Source organism: Pseudomonas sp. Pseusp18 (assembly GCF_059506005.1).
This window is the reverse complement of record NZ_CP169240.1, coordinates 3,199,534-3,217,347: the sequence shown is the minus strand read 5'-3', so window position 1 is coordinate 3,217,347 and position 17,814 is coordinate 3,199,534. Positions and strand designations below refer to the sequence as shown.

Sequence of the window (17,814 nt, the reverse complement as noted above, 5' to 3'; positions counted from 1 at the left end):
GATGTTGTGGCGTCACCGTCGTTTGCGTTTCCAGGACGCCCCGGACATCCGTGGGCACTCGAGCCTCATTTTTTCGACAGGTACAACTGATATGACTGACAACAAGATCGACTCGAAACTGATCTCCGGCCAGGACAGCCTGCGGGTATTCGAAGGCCTCAATCGTGGCATGTCACGCCGCCACGCCTTGCAGATGCTCGGCGTGGCGGGTGTTGCCGCAGCGGGTGCCGGCAGCCTGTTCGGCGCCGCCGGCAAACTGTTCGCCGAAGAAGCGGCGACCCCGGGCAAAGGCAAGCCGGGCGGGCGGATTCGCGTCGCCGGCATGTCCAGTTCCACCGCCGACACCCTGGACCCGGCCAAGGGCGCGCTGTCTACTGACTACGTGCGTCACTTCATGTTCTACAACGGCCTGACCCGTTTCGACAGCCACCTGGTGCCGCAACTGGAACTGGCCGAGCGCATCGATAACACCGATGCGACGCTGTGGATCATTACCCTGCGCAAGGACGTGACCTTCCACAACGGCAAGACCCTGAGCGCCGCCGACGTGGTGTTCTCGCTGGCGCGCCACAAAGACCCGCTGACCGGTTCCAAGGTCATGCCGCTGATGGCGCAGTTCGAAGAGATCAAGGCCACCGGCACCCACGAAGTGCAGATCCGCCTGAGCGCGCCGAACGCCGAGCTGCCGTCGATCCTCGCCGTGTCGCACTTGTTGATCGTTCCCGAAGGCACCACCGACTTCAACCAGGGCATCGGCACCGGGCCGTTCACGGTCAAGGAATTCAAACCGGGCGTGCGCTCGATTGCCGCGCGCAACACCGGCTACTGGAAACCGGGCCTGCCGTACCTGGACGAGATCGAATTCATCGCGATTGCCGACGAACCGTCACGAGTCAACGCATTGCTGTCGGGCGACGTGCACATGATCAACGAGGTCAACCCACGCTCGACCACACGGATCAAGGCCAGCGCCAAACACCGGGTCGTCGATGCGCCGTCGGGCAACTACACCGACTTGATCATCCGTCAGGACCAGTTGCCGGGTAAAAGCGCCGAATTCACTCAGGCGATGAAGTATTTGCTGGACCGTGAACAAGTGAAATCCGCGGTGTTCCGTGGCTTTGCCGTCGTCGGTAACGACCATCCGATTTCCCCTGGCTCGCGCTACTACAACGCCGACCTGCCGCAGCGGGCCTACGACCCGGAAAAAGCCAAATTCCTGCTGAAGAAGGCCGGCATGGAAAGCATCAGCATGCCGCTGGTGGCATCGCCTGCCGCGACCGGTTCGGTGGACATCGCCGTGCTGTTGCAGCAATCGGCGAAACAGGCCGGGCTCAAGCTCGACGTCAACCGCCTGCCCAGCGACGGCTACTGGTCCAACCACTGGATGAAGCACCCGCTGAGCTTCGGCAACATCAACCCTCGGCCGAACGCCGACGTGATGTTCTCGCAGTTCTTCCAGTCCAGCGCGCCATGGAACGAGTCGGGCTGGAAGAACGATCAGTTCGACCAACTGCTGATGCTCGCCCGCGGTGAAACCGACGACGACAAGCGCAGCAAGATGTACGCCGACATGCAGGCCCTGGTGCATGAACACAGTGGCATCGGCGTGCCGGTGTTCATCAGCAACATCGACGGTGTCGATCAGCGCATCAAGGGTTACGGCAGCAACCCCCTCGGCGGATTCATGGGCTACATGTTCGCCGAACAGGTCTGGCTCGATGCCTGATCGGCCGCACACGGGCGTCAGCGGGGCTATTGCATGAGGGTAGGGCGATGAATAGCAACACACTGTGGTTGATCGGCCGGCGCCTGGGCGCGGCGATCGTGACTTTGTTGATCGTGTCTATGGTCGTGTTTGCGATCACGGCGGTATTGCCGGGGGACGCGGCGCAACAGGCACTCGGGCAATTCGCCACGCCGGAACAGGTGGCGGCCTTGCGCCTGAAACTGGGGCTGGATCAACCCGGTGTGGTGCGTTACCTGCATTGGTTGATCAATCTGCTGAGCGGCGACATGGGGCAATCGGTGTCCAATGCCTTGCCGGTCAGCGAGCTGATGGCCGGGCGGGTGCCCAACACACTGATGCTGGCGGCCGTCACGGCGCTGGTGTCGGTGCCGGTGGCGCTGATCCTCGGCATCGGCTCGGCCATGGGCCGGGGCGGGCGCATGGACAGTTTCCTCAGCTTCATCACCCTGGCCCTGGTCGCCGTGCCGGAGTTTCTGGTGGCGACCCTGGCGGTGCTGATCTTTGCGGTGAACCTGGGCTGGCTGTCGGCGCTGTCCTATGCCAGTGACATCACCTCACCTTGGCAATTCATGCGCACCTACGCCTTGCCGGTGATGACCCTGTGCTGCGTGATTGTCGCGCAAATGGCGCGCATGACCCGGGCGGCAGTGATCGATCAGCTCGACAGCGCCTATGTGGAAATGGCCCGGCTCAAGGGCGTGAGCCCGGTGCGGATCGTGTTGCGCCATGCCTTGCCCAACGCCATCGGGCCGATTGCCAATGCCATCGCCCTGAGCCTGTCGTACCTGCTGGGCGGGGTGGTGATCGTCGAGACGATCTTCAACTACCCCGGCATCGCCAGCCTGATGGTCGATGCCGTGACCAACCGTGACATGGCGCTGGTTCAGGCCTGCACCATGCTGTTTTGTACGGCGTACCTGGGGTTGGTGCTGATTGCTGACCTGTGCGCGATTCTTTCCAATCCGAGGCTGAGAAACCAATGAACGATCTCATGGCGAAATCGGCGCCTGCCGGGCCCGAGCTGGCATTGGGCAAGGTCGCCCATGGACCGTCGTGGCTTGGCCTGGTCGGGGCGGCGATGTGTGTGATCTGGCTGCTGGTGGCTATCTTCGGTCCGTGGCTGGCGCCGCACCCGGTGGGTGAAGTGGTCTCCGATAACGTGTTCGACAGCCTCAGCGCGGCTTACCCGTTGGGCACCGATTACCTGGGCCGCGACATGCTCAGCCGCATTCTCGTCGGCGCGCGGTTCACCGTGGGCCTGGCGCTGGTTTCAGCGGTGTTGGCCAGCACGCTGGGGACCGGATGTGCGCTGCTGTCGGTGGTGTCGCCGAAATGGCTGGACGAAGTGATCAGCCGCTTGATGGATGCCTTTATATCCATCCCGAGCAAGATGCTGGCGTTGATCATGGTCTCGGCGTTCGGTTCTTCGGTGCTGTTGCTGATTTGCACCGCAGTCTTGAGTTTCACCCCAGGCGCGTTCCGCATCGCCCGCAGCATGGCGGTGAACATCGAAGCGCTGGAATACGTTCAAGTGGCCCGCACCCGTGGCGAGCGTCGGTTGTACATCGCCTGCGTGGAAATCCTGCCGAACATGCTCAACCCGGTGCTGACCGATCTGGGGCTGCGCTTCGGCTTCATCGTGCTGCTGCTCAGTGGCATGAGCTTCCTTGGCCTCGGTGTGCAACCGCCGGATGCCGACCTCGGTTCGCTGGTGCGCGAGAACATCGGCGGCCTCAATCAGGGCGCGCCAGCCATCGTGATTCCGGCGCTGGCCATTGGGACCCTGACCATTGGCGTGAATCTGTTCATCGACCGACTGTCGTCACGGCGTAGTCGACGTACGGGAGGTCATTGAAATGAGTGATTTGATTCGAGTCGAAGACCTGCGCGTGGTCGCTTGCGGCGAGCGTGGCGAAGTGGAGATCGTCAAAGGCGTGAGCTTCTCCCTGGCCAAAGGTGAAGTGCTGGCGTTGATCGGTGAGTCCGGCTCCGGCAAGACCACCATAGCGCTGGCGTTGCTCGGCTATGCCCGGCGCGGGTGCCGATTGGCGTCCGGTGTGGTGCAAGTCGGCGAGCACGACATGCTGGCGTTGAGTGAAAGCGAACTGCAAGGCCTGCGCGGCAATCGGGTGTCGTACATTGCCCAGAGCGCCGCCGCTGCGTTCAACCCGGCGAAAAAACTGATCGATCAAGTGGTGGAGGGCGCATTGATTCACGGCCTGGGTAGCCGGGCCGTGCTGGAAGCCAAAGCCATCGAACTGTTCCGCGATCTGGCCTTGCCGGACCCCGATCACATTGGCCAGCGTTACCCGCACCAAGTATCCGGCGGGCAGTTGCAACGGGTGATGGCGGCCATGGCGCTGATCAGCGATCCGCTGCTGGTGGTGCTCGACGAGCCGACCACCGCCCTCGACGTGACGACGCAGATCGACGTGCTGCGCGCTTTCAAGCGGGTGGTCCGCGAGCGAGGCGCGACGGCGGTTTATGTTTCCCATGATTTGGCGGTCGTAGCGCAAATGGCCGATCAGATTGTGGTACTCAACGGCGGACAGATTTTCGAGCAGAGCGCCACCGCGCCGCTGCTCAAGGCCCCGGCCCACGAATACACCCGCAGCCTGCTGCTGGCGGCCCGCCCGGACACGACGATCCGCCCACCTTGCGGCATCGCTGAAGAAACACCGCTGCTGACCATCCAGGGGCTGACCGCCGGATACGGCAACAAGAACCTGCAAGGCATGCCGTCGATTCGCGTGCTCGAAGACATCGACCTGACTGTGCGCCGGGGCCAGGCCATTGGCGTGATCGGCGAGTCGGGCTCCGGCAAGTCTACGCTGGCGCGGGTGGTGGCCGGGTTGCTGACGCCGGCCTTGGGCGGCCTGACCTTCGATGGCCAGCCACTGGGCGGTAGCCTGTCCGAGCGCACCGATGAACAGTTCCGCCGGATTCAGATGGTGTTCCAGAATGCCGACACTGCGCTCAACCCGATGCACAGCGTCAGCACTATTCTGAGCCGTCCGCTGAAAATGTACTTTGGCCTCAAGGGCGCAGCGCTGCGCGAGCGTATCGGCGAACTGCTGGACCTGGTGCGCTTGCCGCGCGCCATGGCCGAACGCCGTCCGAATGAACTCTCCGGCGGGCAAAAACAGCGGGTCAACCTGGCCCGAGCCCTGGCGGCCAAACCGGACCTGATCCTCTGCGACGAGGTGACCTCGGCGCTGGACACCGTGGTCGGCGCGGCGATTCTCGAACTGCTGCGCGACCTGCGTCAGCAACTGGGCATGTCGTATCTGTTCATCAGCCATGACATTTCCACGGTACGCGCGCTGTGCGACGACATTGTGGTGATGTACAGCGGCCACAAGGTTCAGGCCGGCAGCCGGCAGGCGTTTTCCCAGGCACCGTTCCATCCGTACACCGACCTGTTGATCCATTCGGTGCCGGAACTGCGTCAGGGCTGGCTGGAAAACTGCGGCACCACGTGCGGCGCGCTGCCGCCAATCGGCGTCAGGGCCAATGTGCCGGAACTGTGCACCTTTCTCAGTCGCTGTCCGGTGCGGGTCGACGGCCTGTGCAATCGCACCGCGCCGAACCGGCGGATCATCGACGGCGGTAGCGAAATTCTTTGTCATCACGACAGTGCCGAGTTGCTGAAAACACAGCAGGGTTTATCCACCATGAGCCTGGGAGCTTATGCATGAAAGGGCGTTTTGTGAGGCTGGCCGAGCAGGGCCGGCCGACCGTCAAGCTGACGGTGGACGGTTCGCCCATTGAGGCATTGCAGGGCGACACATTAATGGTCGCGTTGCTGACCCAGGGCTCGGCGCTGCGCCAATCGGAATTCGACTCGGGCCGCCGCGCCGGTTTCTGCCTGATGGGCGCCTGCCAGGATTGCTGGGTCTGGACCCGCAGTGGCGAGCGTTTGCGCGCCTGTTCCAATGAAGTCCGCGAAGGGCTGGACATCGTCACCACACAACCGGAGGCAATATGGCCACTGCACGGCTGAGCGCTCAACGAGTGGTTATTGTCGGTGCCGGACCGGCCGGCATCCGCTGTGCCGAAACGCTGCTGGCGGCTGGCTTGAAACCGATCCTGATCGATGAGAATCGCCGGGATGGCGGGCAGATCTACCGGCGCCAGCCCGAAGGTTTTACCCGGGACTACGCCACCTTGTATGGCACCGAAGCGGCCAAGGCCAAGAGTCTGCACCAGAGTTTCGACCGATTGCGCGGGCAAATCGACTACCGCCCCGACACGCTGGTGTGGAACCTGACGCCGGGGCAATTGTGCTGCGTCAGCCAGGGCAAGCACTCGACGGTGGACTACGATGCGCTGATCCTCTGCACCGGTGCCACCGACCGCTTGATGCCGATCGAAGGCTGGCAGTTGGCAGGCACCTACAGCCTTGGCGGGGCGCAAATCGCGCTCAAGTCCCAGGCGGTTTCCATCGGCCACCGCGTGGTGTTCATGGGCAGCGGGCCGTTGCTGTATCTGGTCGCCAGCCAATACGTCAAAGCAGGCGCCAATGTGGCGGCGGTGCTCGACACTTCACCCCTCAACAAGCGCATCGCGGCAGTGCCGAAGCTGATGGCGCGTCCGGGATTGCTGTTCACCGGGATGAAGTTACTGGCGCAGTTGTATCGGGCGAAAATCCCGGTGCATCTGGGGATTTCGCCGCTTCAGGTGCAAGGCGACGCGGCCAGTGGCGTCAGCGGTGTGCGGGTGCGTACCGCGCGCGGTGAGACGTTAACGGTGGACTGTGATGCTGTGGCGTTGGGTTATCACTTGCGCCCGGAAACCCAACTGGCCGATCTGGCCGGTTGTCGCATGCGCTTCGATGAGGCGTCCAGCCAGTGGTGGCTGGCCGTCGATGAAGACGGCCGCACCTCGGTCAACGGTGTGTATGCCGCCGGGGACGGTTCGAAGATTCGCGGCGCCGATGCCGCCGAGCACGCCGGGCGCCTGGCGGCCATGGCGTTGCTGGAAGATCTGCAGCAACCGGTGAACGCCGGTTTGCGCGACGAACAACGCCACGCGCTGGCGGTGATGGATGAGTTTCGCCTCGGTCTGGCCAAGGCGTTTCCCTGGCCGGCGGATCAAGCCAAAGCCTTGCCGGACTCAGCCATCGTCTGTCGCTGCGAGATGATCAGCGCCGGCGAGTTGCGCCGTACCGTGAGCGAGAAGGGGGCCTGTGAAGTCAATCGGGCCAAGGCCTTCAGCCGGGTCGGCATGGGCCGCTGCCAGGGGCGTTATTGCTCCCAGGCCGGGGCCGAAGTGATCGCGGCGGCGGCAGGCGTCAGTGTGCAACAGGTCGGTCGGCAGCGTGGACAGGCACCGGTCAAACCCCTTTCGATGCTCACCGAGGAGGTGTCGCCATGACGCTACACAAAGCCGATGTAGTGATTGTCGGCGGCGGCCTGATGGGCTCGGCGGCGGCGTTTTTCCTGCGCCAGCGCGGGCAGTCGGTGATTCTGCTGGAGCGCGACCAGATCGGTCAGTACGCCAGCGGGGTGAACTTCGGCAACGTCCGGCGGCAGGGGCGCTTCCTTGGCCAACTGGAGTTGGCCAACCGTTCCTGGGCGCTGTGGAAACGCTTGCCAGAGCTGATCGACGACGATCTCGAATTCATTGCCAGCGGGCACATGCGTGTGTGTTATCGCGAGGATGAAATTCCCGAACTGGAAGCCTACGCGGCGGCGCCCGAGGCGGCGCAACTGGATTTGAAGATCTATCGTGGCGCCGAGCTGCACCAGCGCTTTCCGTTCCTCGGGCCGGACGTGAAGGGCGGTTCTTACGCGCCCCACGATGGCCATGCCAACCCGCGTCTGGCCGCACCGGCGTTTGCCCGGGCTGCCCGCCGCCTCGGGGCGCGGATCGAGGAACAGACTGAAGTCGCCGAGGTGCAGAAAATTGCCGGCGAGTTCACGGTGACCACCACCGACGGTCGCCAGTTCGCCGCCGAGCGCTTGCTGATCACCGCCGGCGCCTGGGGCCAGAAACTCTCGGCGCAGTTCGGCGAACCGGTGCCGCTGGATACCAACGGCCCACAAATGGCCGTGACCGAACCGGTGCCGTACGCCTTGCCAACGGTGATCGGCGTGTACACCAAGATCCCCGAAGAAGTGATCTACTTCCGCCAGATCCCGCGTGGCAACATCATCATCGGTGGCGGCTACCGCAGCAAACCGGACATGCTCAACCGCCGCGCCTATGTCGAGCCGCGCAGCATTCTCAATCAGATGGACCAGATGCGTCGCCTGCTGCCAGGCGTCGGCAACCTGAACATCATCCGCGTGTGGAGCGGCATTGAAGGCTACTTGCCCGATTCCCTGCCGGTGATGGGCCCCAGCGGCAACGTTGACGGTTTGTACTACGCGTTCGGCTTCTGCGGTCATGGCTTCCAGCTCGGCCCCGGTGTCGGCGACGTGATGGCCGAATTGATCAGCACCGGCAGCACCAGCACTTCGATTGAGCCGTTCTCGATCCGCCGGTTCACCCCTTCATCCGAGCAACGGACAACTGAGCAAAGGAGCAGGGCCTCATGAAACCCCGTGTACTGGATATTCTCAAACGCCTGATGGCCTTCGACACCGTGTCTTCAGAGTCGAACATGGCCCTGATCGAGTACGTACGCGACTTGCTGCTGACCAAGGGCATCGAGTCACTGATCGTCAAGGACGAAACGGGTAAAAAGGCCAACCTGTTCGCCAGCACCGGCCCTAAAGAGTTACCAGGCATTCTGTTGTCCGGCCACACCGACGTAGTGCCGGCGGCAGGCCAGGCCTGGACCTTGCCGGCGTTTGAGGCGACGGTGCAGGACGGGCGGATCTACGGGCGCGGCAGTTGCGACATGAAGGGGTTTATCGCGTTGGCCATCGACGCCATGCTCGATGCCGCCGACCATTCGTTGAGCCGACCGCTGCAAATAGCTTTGTCCCATGACGAAGAGACCGGCTGCGTCGGTGTACGCCGTTTGCTCGACGTGCTGCACCTGGCGCCGGTACGGCCGTTTCTGTGTCTGATCGGTGAGCCGACCAACATGCAGTTCGTGCTGGGGCACAAGGGCAAGGGGTCTTACCGCACTTATTGCCGTGGCCTGGAAGCGCATTCCTCGTTGGCGCCGCGTTCGGTCAATGCGATTCACGTGGCCTGCGATTTCATCGCGGCTCTGCGTCAGAGCCAGCAACACCTGCAAGAGCAGGGCGCGCAGGATGCCGATTACGACGTGCCTTACAGCACCGTGCACGTCGGGCAGATTGTCGGCGGCAAGGCGCTGAACATCGTGCCGAACCTGTGCACCCTGGATTTCGAGGTGCGTAACTTGCCGGCGGACGATCTGGACCAGTTCCTGGAGCAGATGCGCGAGCGTGCCGAAGTGATCGTGCGCGAGGCGAAAAAGCTGTCCAGCGTGGCAGACATCGAGATCGAAACCCTCAACGTCTATCCGGGCCTCGATACCCATCCGAGCGTCGAAGCGGTGCGCTTCCTGAAAAACTTCGCCGCCCCGGACACCGGCACCGCCAAAGTCTCGTTCGGCACCGAGGGCGGGCTGTTCAAGCAGCGTCTGGATGTACCGGTGGTGGTCTGCGGCCCAGGCTCGATCGAACAGGCGCACAAGCCGGACGAGTTCATCGAGATCAGCCAGATGCAGGCTGGGGAGCGGTTTCTGGAGGGATTGCTGGGCTCCCTGAAACTTTGAAATAGTCACGATCTTTTGATTTCTGCTTGCCGGTAGAGCCTGCCGTCCCACCGCGAATTTCAGCATCCAACACTGCCCATCAAACGCTTTCAGCATCCTTATCCGTGGCACCTCCCTAGACTGGAAATGTCTCGGATCAGGACTCGACCATGCTCAAGAATCGTTTGAAAGACCCCAGCCTTCTGGCAGAACTCGCTTATGTGGACGGGCAGTGGATCGGCGCCGATAACGCCGCGACCCTGGACGTCATCGACCCGGCCACCGGCCAGTTGCTTGCCCGGGTGCCGGCCATGCAGGGCGCAGAAACCCGACGCGCCATCGAAGCCGCCGAGCGGGCCTGGCCCGCGTGGCGCACACGCCCGGCAGCAGAACGGGCGGCGCTGCTGGAGCGCTGGTATCAGGCGATGATCGATAACCTCGACGACCTCGCCTTGATCATGACCTGCGAGCAGGGCAAACCGCTGAACGAAGCCAAGGGTGAAATCCGCTACGGTGCCGGGTTCGTCAAATGGTTCGCCGAAGAGGCCCGCCGGGTTTATGGCGAAACCATGCCGGCCCCCAGCGGCGACCGCCGCCTGCTGACCCTCAAGCAACCGGTCGGTGTGTGTGCCGCGATCACCCCATGGAATTTCCCCAACGCGATGATCACCCGCAAGTGCGCGCCGGCCCTGGCCGCCGGGTGCCCGATCATCGTCAAACCCTCGGACCTGACCCCGCTGTCGGCCCTGGCCCTGGCGGTACTCGCCGAACGCGTCGGCATTCCGGCCGGGGTGTTCAATGTGCTGACCGGCATGCCCGCCGGCATCGGCGAAGAACTGACCGGCAACCCGACGGTGCGCAAGATCTCCTTCACCGGCTCCACCGCGGTCGGTCGACTGCTGATGCGCCAGAGTGCCGAACACATCAAGCGCTTGAGTCTGGAGTTGGGCGGCAACGCGCCATTCATTGTGTTCGACGACGCCGACCTGGAGCAGGCGGTAACCGGGATCATGCTCAGCAAATTCCGCAACGCCGGGCAGACCTGCGTCTGCGCCAACCGCATTCTGGTGCAGGATGGCATCTACGAACGTTTCGCCCAGCGACTGGTGGAGGAGGTGGGCAAACTCAAGGTCGGCAATGGCCTGGACGCCGACGTGACCATCGGCCCGCTGATCAACCCGGCGGCGGTGAGCAAGGTCGCCCGGCACATCGACGATGCCCTGAGCCAGGGCGCGCGTTTGCTCTGCGGCGGCATTCCCGAGGGTGACAACCAGTTCGTTCAGCCGACCGTCCTTGGCGACACCCACGCCGACATGTTGCTGGCCAACGAAGAAACCTTCGGCCCGGTGGCGCCGTTGATGCGGTTTACCTCTGAGGCCGAAGCGCTTGCGTTGGCCAATGCCACGCCTTTTGGTCTGGGTGCCTACTATTTCACTCAGGATTTACGCCGGTCCTGGCGGTTCGGCGAGGCGCTGGAGTTCGGCATGGTCGGCCTCAACACCGGGATCATTTCCATGGAAGTCGCGCCGTTCGGCGGCATCAAACAGTCGGGGCTGGGCCGTGAAGGCAGCAAGTACGGCCTGGATGAATACCTTGAAGTCAAAGCCTTCCACATCGGTGGGCTGTAACCCGGCAACGATTGCACTGTCATTTTGCGAGGCATGATTGATGAGTAAACCATTCAGAATCGCCGCGATTGCCGGCGATGGTATCGGTAAGGAAGTCCTGCCCGAAGGCTTGCGGGTACTGGAGCAGGCCGCGAAGAAGTGGCAGTTGGAGTTGAGCATCGAAGTGCTCGACTGGGCCCACTGCGATTACTACCTGGAACACGGGCAGATGATGCCCGACGACTGGTTCGACCAGCTCAAGGGTTTCGACGCGATCTACTTTGGCGCCGTCGGCTGGCCAGACAAGGTGCCGGACCATATTTCCCTGTGGGGCTCGCTGCTGAAGTTTCGTCGCGACTTCGACCAATACGTGAACATTCGCCCGGTACGTCTGTTTCCCGGCGTGCCGTGCCCGCTGGCCGGGCGCAAACCGGGGGACATCGATTTCGTGGTGATCCGCGAGAACACCGAAGGCGAGTATTCCTCGGTCGGCGGCAAGATGTTCGAAGGCACCGAGCATGAGTTCGTGCTGCAAGAGTCGGTGTTCACCCGACGCGGCGTGGACCGGATTCTCAAGTTCGCCTTCGACCTGGCCCAGACCCGACCGCGCAAACGCCTGACGGCGGCAACCAAGTCCAACGGGATTTCCATCAGCATGCCGTACTGGGACGAACGCACGGCATTGATGGCCGCGCAGTACCCGGACATCACTTGGGACAAACAGCACATCGACATCCTGTGCGCGCGTTTTGTACTGCAACCGGACCGGTTCGATGTGGTGGTGGCGTCGAACCTGTTCGGCGACATTCTGTCCGACCTCGGCCCGGCCTGCGCCGGCACCATTGGCATTGCACCGTCGGCCAACCTCGATCCCGAGCGGCGTTTTCCATCGCTGTTCGAACCGGTGCACGGCTCGGCCCCGGACATCTACGGGCGCAACATCGCCAACCCGATCGCGATGATCTGGTCCGGTGCGTTGATGCTGGATTTTCTGGGCAATGGCGATGAGCGTTATCGCGCCGCGCACGACGGGATTCTGCAGGCGATCGAACGGGTGATTGCAGAAGGGCCAATCACCCCGGACCTGGGCGGGCAGGGCTCGACTCAGGAGGTCGGCAAGGCGATCGCGCAAGCGCTTTAAAGCCTGCGACGCACTCCTTGTGTAGCAGCTGTCGAGCCTGCGAGACTGCGTTCGGCTGCGCAGCAGTCGTGAAATCAGGCACTGCGGTGTTTCAGCTAAACCGTGGACAGGATTTACGACGACTTCGTCGCCGATCGCAGCCTCGCAGGCTCGACAGCTGCTACGGCCGAACGCAAGGGATCAGTCTTCCTTGCGAATCGTGGCCACGTCATCGGCGCGGACTTTCACTTTCGCCCCGGAAATATCTTCGAACTCGAAGAAGCCATCCTTGCCCTTGGTGTTCGGCATGTCCTTGGTCAAATACTGGGTGCCGTTCTGCAGGGTCACGACCGTTGGCGTCGAGCAACCGGTCAGGGCCAGAAGGGCCGCTACCACCAGGGGCAAACCCAGAGTCTTGATATTCATACACACCTCCATCACTCAATAAAAACAATGCGAACGCCTCATTCGAGATCAATCCTCACTGTGCTTCTAACGCGGTTGGTGCGATGGAATGGCAGAAAGTTCGATGGTCACCCGAAAATTGCCCGATAGCGTCGCCACTTATCCTTTTCCGTTTGCACCGGGTGGGGCATAGCTGGTATCTGTACGCATAACCAGTATTCGCTTGCCATGGCCCGATTGCCCGTGATTGTAAATCCGCTCGATGACCCGTTCTATTACTTGAACAACTTCATGCAAGTGCTTGATTGGCTTGAGCATCGTTATGCTGATGTACTCAGCATCGAAGAGCAGGACTTCATCCGCGACTTCAATCGACTGCCCCGCGAGTCCCAGGCTTTGTTGGTCAGATTGGTGATGCGCAAGGGCGTGCATTTCAGGGCCGGCAAACTGAGTTACGTCGAAATCGGCGACATCGCTAGCGCCGCGGTGCCGCTCCTGGCCCTGGGCTGGATTGACGAGCAGTTGCCGCTGCCTGTCGAGGAGGTGTTCGAGGTGCTGCTCAAGGCCGAGATTCTCCAGTGTTTTGGCGACGCCATCGATCAACCGAAAGGCAAAAAGAGCGATTGGCTGCCGGCCCTGAGCGAGCAGTTTCCTGAAGAGCAAAGTTTTGCCCAGTGGTGCCCGGCACTGGATGACCGACTGTTCAGCCTGACCGTCATGGGCCTGTGCGACCGGTTGCGCCTGATGTTCTTCGGCAATCTTTACCAGGACTGGTCGGAATTCGTTCTGGCTGACCTCGGCATCTACACCTACGAGAAAGTCGAGTTTTGCGCCGAGTCCCGCGGCTTGCGCAGTCGCGAAGACGTCGACGCCTGCCTGTTCCTGCACAGCTGTCAGCAGTATTTCGAGGCCGGTGAAGAGGTGGCGGTGGTTGTCGAGCAGATCAACAAGCTGGAACTCGCCAATCCCTGGCTGCAAAGACGTCGGGCCAAACTGCTGTTCCAGATCGCTCAGCACTGCGAACGCATGGCGGATTTTTCCACCGCCCTGAGCCTCTACCGCGATTGCGCCTATCCCGGCGCACGCCTGCGGCTGATTCGCGTGCTGGAGCGCTGTGGTGAATTTCAACTGGCCATGGATTTGGCGAGCCACGCCGAGCAAACCCCGGAAAGCGCCACCGAACATCAGCATTTATTGCGTGTGCTGCCCAGGCTGCGGCGCAAACTGGGCGGGCCGCCGATCAAGCGGCCAGCCCCTCGGCCCATGCAGCGCCTGGACCTGCAATTGCCCAGGCACGACCCGGCATTGTCGGTGGAGTATTACGTTCAGGCGCATCTGGCGGACGAGGCGGCACCGGTGCATTACGTCGAGAACAGCCTGATCAACTCGCTGTTCGGGTTGCTGTGCTGGCCGGCGATCTTCGCCCCGTTGCCGGGGGCGTTTTTTCACCCGTTCCAGCGCGGCCCGGTGGACCTGCACAACGAAGACTTTCATGCCCGGCGCGCGGATCTGTTCCAGGCCTGCCTCGCCGAACTCGATGACGGGCGTTACGCCCAGACCATCCGCGAGCGTTACAACGCCAAGTGGGGCGTGCAGTCGCCGTTCGTATTCTGGGGCGCGCTGAGCGAGGAGCTGCTGGAGCAGGCGCTCGACTGTCTGCCCGCCGAACACCTCAAGCACTGGTTCAATCGACTGCTGCTCGACATCAAGGCCAACCGCGCCGGCATGCCGGACTTGATCCAGTTCTGGCCGCAACACAAAACCTACCGAATGATCGAAGTCAAAGGCCCCGGCGATCGCCTGCAAGACAACCAATTGCGGTGGCTGGAGTTCTGTCATGAGCACCAGATGCCGATTGCCGTTTGCTACGTGCAATGGGTGGAGCAGGGCGCTTGAGCTACAGCATCGCGGTGCGGGCGTTGTGTGAATTCACCGCCAAGGTCGGCGACCTCGACCTGCGCTTCACCCCGTCGCCAACCGCGCTGGAAGGCATTGTCGGCCATCGCACCGTGGCGTCACGACGCAGCGAGGGTTACCAGAACGAGGTCGCACTTGAGGGCCAGTATCGAACCTTGAGCGTGAAAGGCCGGGCGGACGGCTACGATCCGGCGCAAAACTGCCTCGAAGAAGTCAAAACCTACCGGGGCGACGTGAGTAAGCAACCGGCCAACCACCGGCAGTTGCACTGGGCGCAGGCGAAAGTCTATGGCTGGTTGATGTGTCAGAAACTGGATTTGGCGCAGATCGACCTGGCGCTGGTGTACTTCGACATCGTCAGCGAGAAGGAAACCCGTCTGGTCGAGGCCTTCAGCGCCGCCGACTTGCAGCTGTTCTTCGAGCACCACTGCGGGTTGTTCCTGCACTGGGCCGAGCAGGAAATGGCCCATCGCGAAGGGCGCAATCTGGCGGCTCAACAGCTGGGCTTCCCCCATGCCGATTTTCGCCCCGGCCAACGGCATCTGGCCGAGTCGGTGTTCAAGGCGGTCAGCACTGGCCGCTGCCTGATGGCCCAGGCACCGACCGGTATCGGCAAGACCATCGGCACGCTGTTCCCGATGCTCAAGGCCCTGGCGCCGCAGCAGTTGGACAAGGTGTTTTTCCTCACGGCGAAAACCCCGGGGCGCAAATTGGCGCTGGACGCCGCTCAGGTGATCCTCGACAGCGCCGATACGCAACCGTTGCGAGTCCTCGAGATGATCGCCCGGGACAAGGCTTGCGAGCACCCGGACAAGGCCTGTCATGGCGAATCCTGCCCGTTGGCGCAGGGTTTTTATGATCGTCTGCCGGACGCGCGTCAGGCCGCCAGTCAATTGCGCCTGTTGAACCAGAGTGCCTTGCGCGAGGTTGCCCTGCAGCACGAGGTTTGCCCTTATTACTTGAGCCAGGAAATGGCCCGCTGGGCGGACGTGGTGGTCGCCGACTACAACTACTATTTCGACTTCAGCGCGTTGTTGTTCGGGCTGGCCCAGGTCAATAACTGGAACGTCGCGGTGCTGGTGGACGAGGCCCACAACCTGGTGGAGCGCGGCCGGCAGATGTACAGCGCCAGCCTCGACCAGGCGACTTTGAACGGCGTACGAAAAACCGCGCCTGAGTCGTTGAAGAGATCCTTGCAGCGAGTCAATCGTGAATGGAATGCCTTGCACGATCAGCAACTCGGCCCCTATCAGGCGTACGACAAAGCGCCGGAAAAACTGCTTCAGGCCTTGTCCTTGTGCTGCGCGAGCATCGGTGACTACCTGAATGATCACCCTCAGGGGCTGGACAGCGGGTTGCAGAATTTTTACTTCGACATGCTGCAATTCGGCCGCGTGGCTGAACTGTTCGACGAGCATTTTCTATTCGACATCAGCAAGCGCGACCTCGAGCGCAAGCGCAATCTGTCGCAGCTGTGCCTGCGCAATGTGGTACCCGCCGGTTTCATCCGCCCGCGCCTGACTGCAGCGCGCAGCACGGTGCTGTTTTCCGCGACCCTGAGCCCTCGGCATTACTACGCCGACTTGCTGGGCACTCCGGCGAATACGGTGTGGATCGATGTGGAATCGCCATTTCACGCCGATCAGCTGCAAGTGCACATCGTCAGCCAGATTTCCACGCGGTTCGTTCACCGTCAGGCCTCCCTTGCGCCCATCGTCGAGCTGATCGCCAAACAGTTCAGCCAGCGTCCGGGCAACTACCTGGCGTTTTTCAGCAGCTTCGACTATTTGCAGCAAGTGGCGCAGTTGCTGGCCGAGCGGTATCCGCAGATCACGCTGTGGTCGCAGTCCCGGGGCATGGGGGAAGCGCAGCGTCAGGACTTTCTCGACCAGTTCACCGCCGACGGGCAGGGCATCGGCTTTGCGGTGCTGGGTGGCGCGTTCGGTGAAGGCATCGATTTGCCCGGCGCCCGCTTGATTGGCGCCTTCATCGCCACCCTGGGGCTGGCGCAACTCAATCCGGTCAACGAACAGCTGAAACAGCGCATGGCGGCGATTTTCGGTGCCGGTTATGACTACACCTACCTGTTTCCAGGTCTGCAGAAAGTGGTGCAGGCGGCGGGGCGGGTGATCCGTACCCGGGAAGATCAAGGGGTGGTGATGCTGATCGACGACCGGTTTGGCGAGAGTAAGGTCAAGCAATTACTGCCGCGTTGGTGGTCCGTTGAGCTGACACATTTTTCTTCTGGCTTGTAGGAGTTTTTACCTTGTAAAACAGTGACATATCTTGAAAGACACGCTCATTTGAACAAACAACGAAACACCGCTTTATTCAAAGGGCAGGCAATCACTTTCAAGCGAATCTTTGATAAGGAAATCAAGGTATGTCAGTAGCACCGAATTACGCTTATACGCCAGAACAAGTCATCGCAGCGTTCACTGAAATCACCACCACATTATTCAGTGGCATCACCGCCGAAACACTCCCCAAAATGCTGATTGTCGCGGGGGTACAGGGCTCGGGTAAAACCTATTTGCTGGAAAAAAGCCTTTTGCCCACCAAGCGCTATGCCAATTATGTCCGGCTGTACTTGCCCGAATACCGAAAAAAACACCCTCAATACGCAGAAATGATCAAACTCGGTGTCCTGCACGCTTATGAACATACGGAGGCTTTTGTCCGGGATGTGAGCACGAAGATCTTCACCGAGGCGTTTAAAAACAAATACAACATCATCATGGAATGTGCATTCGACAGCATCGATTTCGCGGCTTTCCCACCGACGGCGACGGCTGCCGGCTACCAGTTCGAAACTCACATCGTCGCCTGCAATCAGGAGTTCGCTCATGTATCGAGCATCAAAAGAGCACTGAAAAGCCTGGAAGATCAGGAAATGGAAAGATTTCTCCCGGCATCAAGGCTGGAGGCCAGCATGATATATGCACAAGCGATCATCCCGGCCTTCGAGACAGCCGCAAAGGCGATCAGCGGCTCGCAAATCATCTTGTACGAGCGTGGGTTTGGTGGTTTGAAAGACCGTGTCTTGCGCGCTCAGAGCACCTACACCAAGGCCGCCAACGGAACGATCGATTCGACGACACTCAACACGCTTTTTTCGCACGGCGTCTATTCCGGCATCATCGACAAGCATGTCTTCGCGATGACCGACCGGGACGAAATGGTCAAAGAGTGTCATGTGGCGTTGCATAAGTCCCGGACTCATGCCCGCTATGTCCCGAACTTCGTCTACAACGAGCTGTACGCCTACATCGTCAAATACGTATACCGATAATCCGCCCTGTAGGAGCTCAGCTCCTACAGTTTATCCGTGTTGCCGCAC

14 protein-coding genes are annotated in these 17,814 nt (G+C 61.5%); 13 read left to right on the top strand and 1 reads right to left on the bottom strand.

The annotated features are described in order from the left end of the window. Window positions 1-91: 91 nt before the first annotated feature. The 10 genes from ACEN9A_RS14450 (at window position 92) to ACEN9A_RS14405 (ending at window position 12,173) form a co-directional block, all read left to right on the top strand. Entirely contained in the window at window positions 92-1,729 is a 1,638-nt protein-coding gene (locus ACEN9A_RS14450; protein ID WP_258674125.1) for an ABC transporter substrate-binding protein, read from the top strand. Window positions 1,730-1,776: 47 nt separating this feature from the next. Next, entirely contained in the window at window positions 1,777-2,733 is a 957-nt protein-coding gene (locus ACEN9A_RS14445; protein ID WP_258674124.1) for an ABC transporter permease, read from the top strand. Then, window positions 2,730-3,605, top strand: coding sequence for an ABC transporter permease (locus ACEN9A_RS14440; protein WP_258674123.1), 876 nt, complete (start codon window positions 2,730-2,732; stop codon window positions 3,603-3,605). Before ACEN9A_RS14445 ends, ACEN9A_RS14440 begins: the two co-directional genes overlap by 4 nt. Window position 3,606: 1 nt before the next feature. Continuing rightward, window positions 3,607-5,448, top strand: coding sequence for an ABC transporter ATP-binding protein (locus tag ACEN9A_RS14435; RefSeq protein WP_258674122.1), 1,842 nt, complete (start codon window positions 3,607-3,609; stop codon window positions 5,446-5,448). Beyond that, the gene (locus ACEN9A_RS14430) at window positions 5,445-5,753 is read left to right on the top strand and encodes a (2Fe-2S)-binding protein (protein WP_018925981.1); all 309 of its coding nucleotides are present in this window, start codon (window positions 5,445-5,447) and stop codon (window positions 5,751-5,753) included. The genes ACEN9A_RS14435 and ACEN9A_RS14430 overlap by 4 nt, the downstream gene beginning before the upstream one ends. Then, a complete protein-coding gene (locus ACEN9A_RS14425) occupies window positions 5,735-7,126 on the top strand; it encodes an FAD/NAD(P)-dependent oxidoreductase (RefSeq protein ID WP_258674121.1) in 1,392 nt (463 codons plus the stop codon). Before ACEN9A_RS14430 ends, ACEN9A_RS14425 begins: the two co-directional genes overlap by 19 nt. Further along, a complete protein-coding gene (locus ACEN9A_RS14420) occupies window positions 7,123-8,292 on the top strand; it encodes an NAD(P)/FAD-dependent oxidoreductase (RefSeq protein ID WP_258674120.1) in 1,170 nt (389 codons plus the stop codon). Before ACEN9A_RS14425 ends, ACEN9A_RS14420 begins: the two co-directional genes overlap by 4 nt. Continuing rightward, on the top strand, window positions 8,289-9,446 hold the full coding sequence (gene argE / locus ACEN9A_RS14415) for an acetylornithine deacetylase (RefSeq protein WP_258674119.1): 1,158 nt from the start codon (window positions 8,289-8,291) through the stop codon (window positions 9,444-9,446). The genes ACEN9A_RS14420 and argE overlap by 4 nt, the downstream gene beginning before the upstream one ends. 149 nt (window positions 9,447-9,595) lie before the next feature. Then, window positions 9,596-11,053 (top strand): NAD-dependent succinate-semialdehyde dehydrogenase, encoded by a 1,458-nt coding sequence (locus ACEN9A_RS14410; RefSeq protein ID WP_258674118.1) that lies wholly within the window; start codon window positions 9,596-9,598, stop codon window positions 11,051-11,053. A 40-nt stretch (window positions 11,054-11,093) separates the two neighbouring features. Further along, window positions 11,094-12,173 carry a tartrate dehydrogenase gene (locus tag ACEN9A_RS14405; protein WP_019649861.1) on the top strand — a complete coding sequence of 360 codons (1,080 nt, stop codon included), beginning with the start codon at window positions 11,094-11,096 and terminating at the stop codon, window positions 12,171-12,173. 180 nt (window positions 12,174-12,353) lie between these two features. On the opposite strand, the gene ACEN9A_RS14400 is transcribed toward ACEN9A_RS14405, so the two are convergent. After that, window positions 12,354-12,578: a YgdI/YgdR family lipoprotein gene (locus tag ACEN9A_RS14400; RefSeq protein ID WP_258674117.1), complete on the bottom strand. Its 225-nt coding sequence runs from the start codon at window positions 12,576-12,578 to the stop codon at window positions 12,354-12,356. Window positions 12,579-12,785: 207 nt separating this feature from the next. Here ACEN9A_RS14400 and ACEN9A_RS14395 point away from each other — a divergent pair, with 207 nt between their 5' ends. The 3 genes from ACEN9A_RS14395 (at window position 12,786) to ACEN9A_RS14385 (ending at window position 17,766) form a co-directional block, all read left to right on the top strand. Further along, on the top strand, window positions 12,786-14,453 hold the full coding sequence (locus ACEN9A_RS14395; RefSeq protein ID WP_258674116.1) for a VRR-NUC domain-containing protein: 1,668 nt from the start codon (window positions 12,786-12,788) through the stop codon (window positions 14,451-14,453). Then, entirely contained in the window at window positions 14,450-16,729 is a 2,280-nt protein-coding gene (locus ACEN9A_RS14390) for an ATP-dependent DNA helicase (RefSeq protein WP_258674115.1), read from the top strand. Before ACEN9A_RS14395 ends, ACEN9A_RS14390 begins: the two co-directional genes overlap by 4 nt. A 128-nt stretch (window positions 16,730-16,857) precedes the next feature. Next, window positions 16,858-17,766, top strand: a complete 909-nt coding sequence (locus ACEN9A_RS14385) for a zeta toxin family protein (RefSeq protein ID WP_258674114.1) — start codon at window positions 16,858-16,860, stop codon at window positions 17,764-17,766. Window positions 17,767-17,814: the final 48 nt, after the last annotated feature.

What these genes read in the sequence shown, in the direction of transcription:
- ACEN9A_RS14450 (WP_258674125.1), top strand. Translation starts at nt 92, where the DNA reads ATGACTGACAACAAGATCGACTCGAAACTGATCTCCGGCCAGGACAGC.
- ACEN9A_RS14445 (WP_258674124.1), top strand. Translation starts at nt 1,777, where the DNA reads ATGAATAGCAACACACTGTGGTTGATCGGCCGGCGCCTGGGCGCGGCG.
- ACEN9A_RS14440 (WP_258674123.1), top strand. Translation starts at nt 2,730, where the DNA reads ATGAACGATCTCATGGCGAAATCGGCGCCTGCCGGGCCCGAGCTGGCA.
- ACEN9A_RS14435 (WP_258674122.1), top strand. Translation starts at nt 3,607, where the DNA reads ATGAGTGATTTGATTCGAGTCGAAGACCTGCGCGTGGTCGCTTGCGGC.
- ACEN9A_RS14430 (WP_018925981.1), top strand. Translation starts at nt 5,445, where the DNA reads ATGAAAGGGCGTTTTGTGAGGCTGGCCGAGCAGGGCCGGCCGACCGTC.
- ACEN9A_RS14425 (WP_258674121.1), top strand. Translation starts at nt 5,735, where the DNA reads ATGGCCACTGCACGGCTGAGCGCTCAACGAGTGGTTATTGTCGGTGCC.
- ACEN9A_RS14420 (WP_258674120.1), top strand. Translation starts at nt 7,123, where the DNA reads ATGACGCTACACAAAGCCGATGTAGTGATTGTCGGCGGCGGCCTGATG.
- argE (WP_258674119.1), top strand. Translation starts at nt 8,289, where the DNA reads ATGAAACCCCGTGTACTGGATATTCTCAAACGCCTGATGGCCTTCGAC.
- ACEN9A_RS14410 (WP_258674118.1), top strand. Translation starts at nt 9,596, where the DNA reads ATGCTCAAGAATCGTTTGAAAGACCCCAGCCTTCTGGCAGAACTCGCT.
- ACEN9A_RS14405 (WP_019649861.1), top strand. Translation starts at nt 11,094, where the DNA reads ATGAGTAAACCATTCAGAATCGCCGCGATTGCCGGCGATGGTATCGGT.
- ACEN9A_RS14400 (WP_258674117.1), bottom strand. Translation starts at nt 12,578, where the DNA reads ATGAATATCAAGACTCTGGGTTTGCCCCTGGTGGTAGCGGCCCTTCTG.
- ACEN9A_RS14395 (WP_258674116.1), top strand. Translation starts at nt 12,786, where the DNA reads ATGGCCCGATTGCCCGTGATTGTAAATCCGCTCGATGACCCGTTCTAT.
- ACEN9A_RS14385 (WP_258674114.1), top strand. Translation starts at nt 16,858, where the DNA reads ATGTCAGTAGCACCGAATTACGCTTATACGCCAGAACAAGTCATCGCA.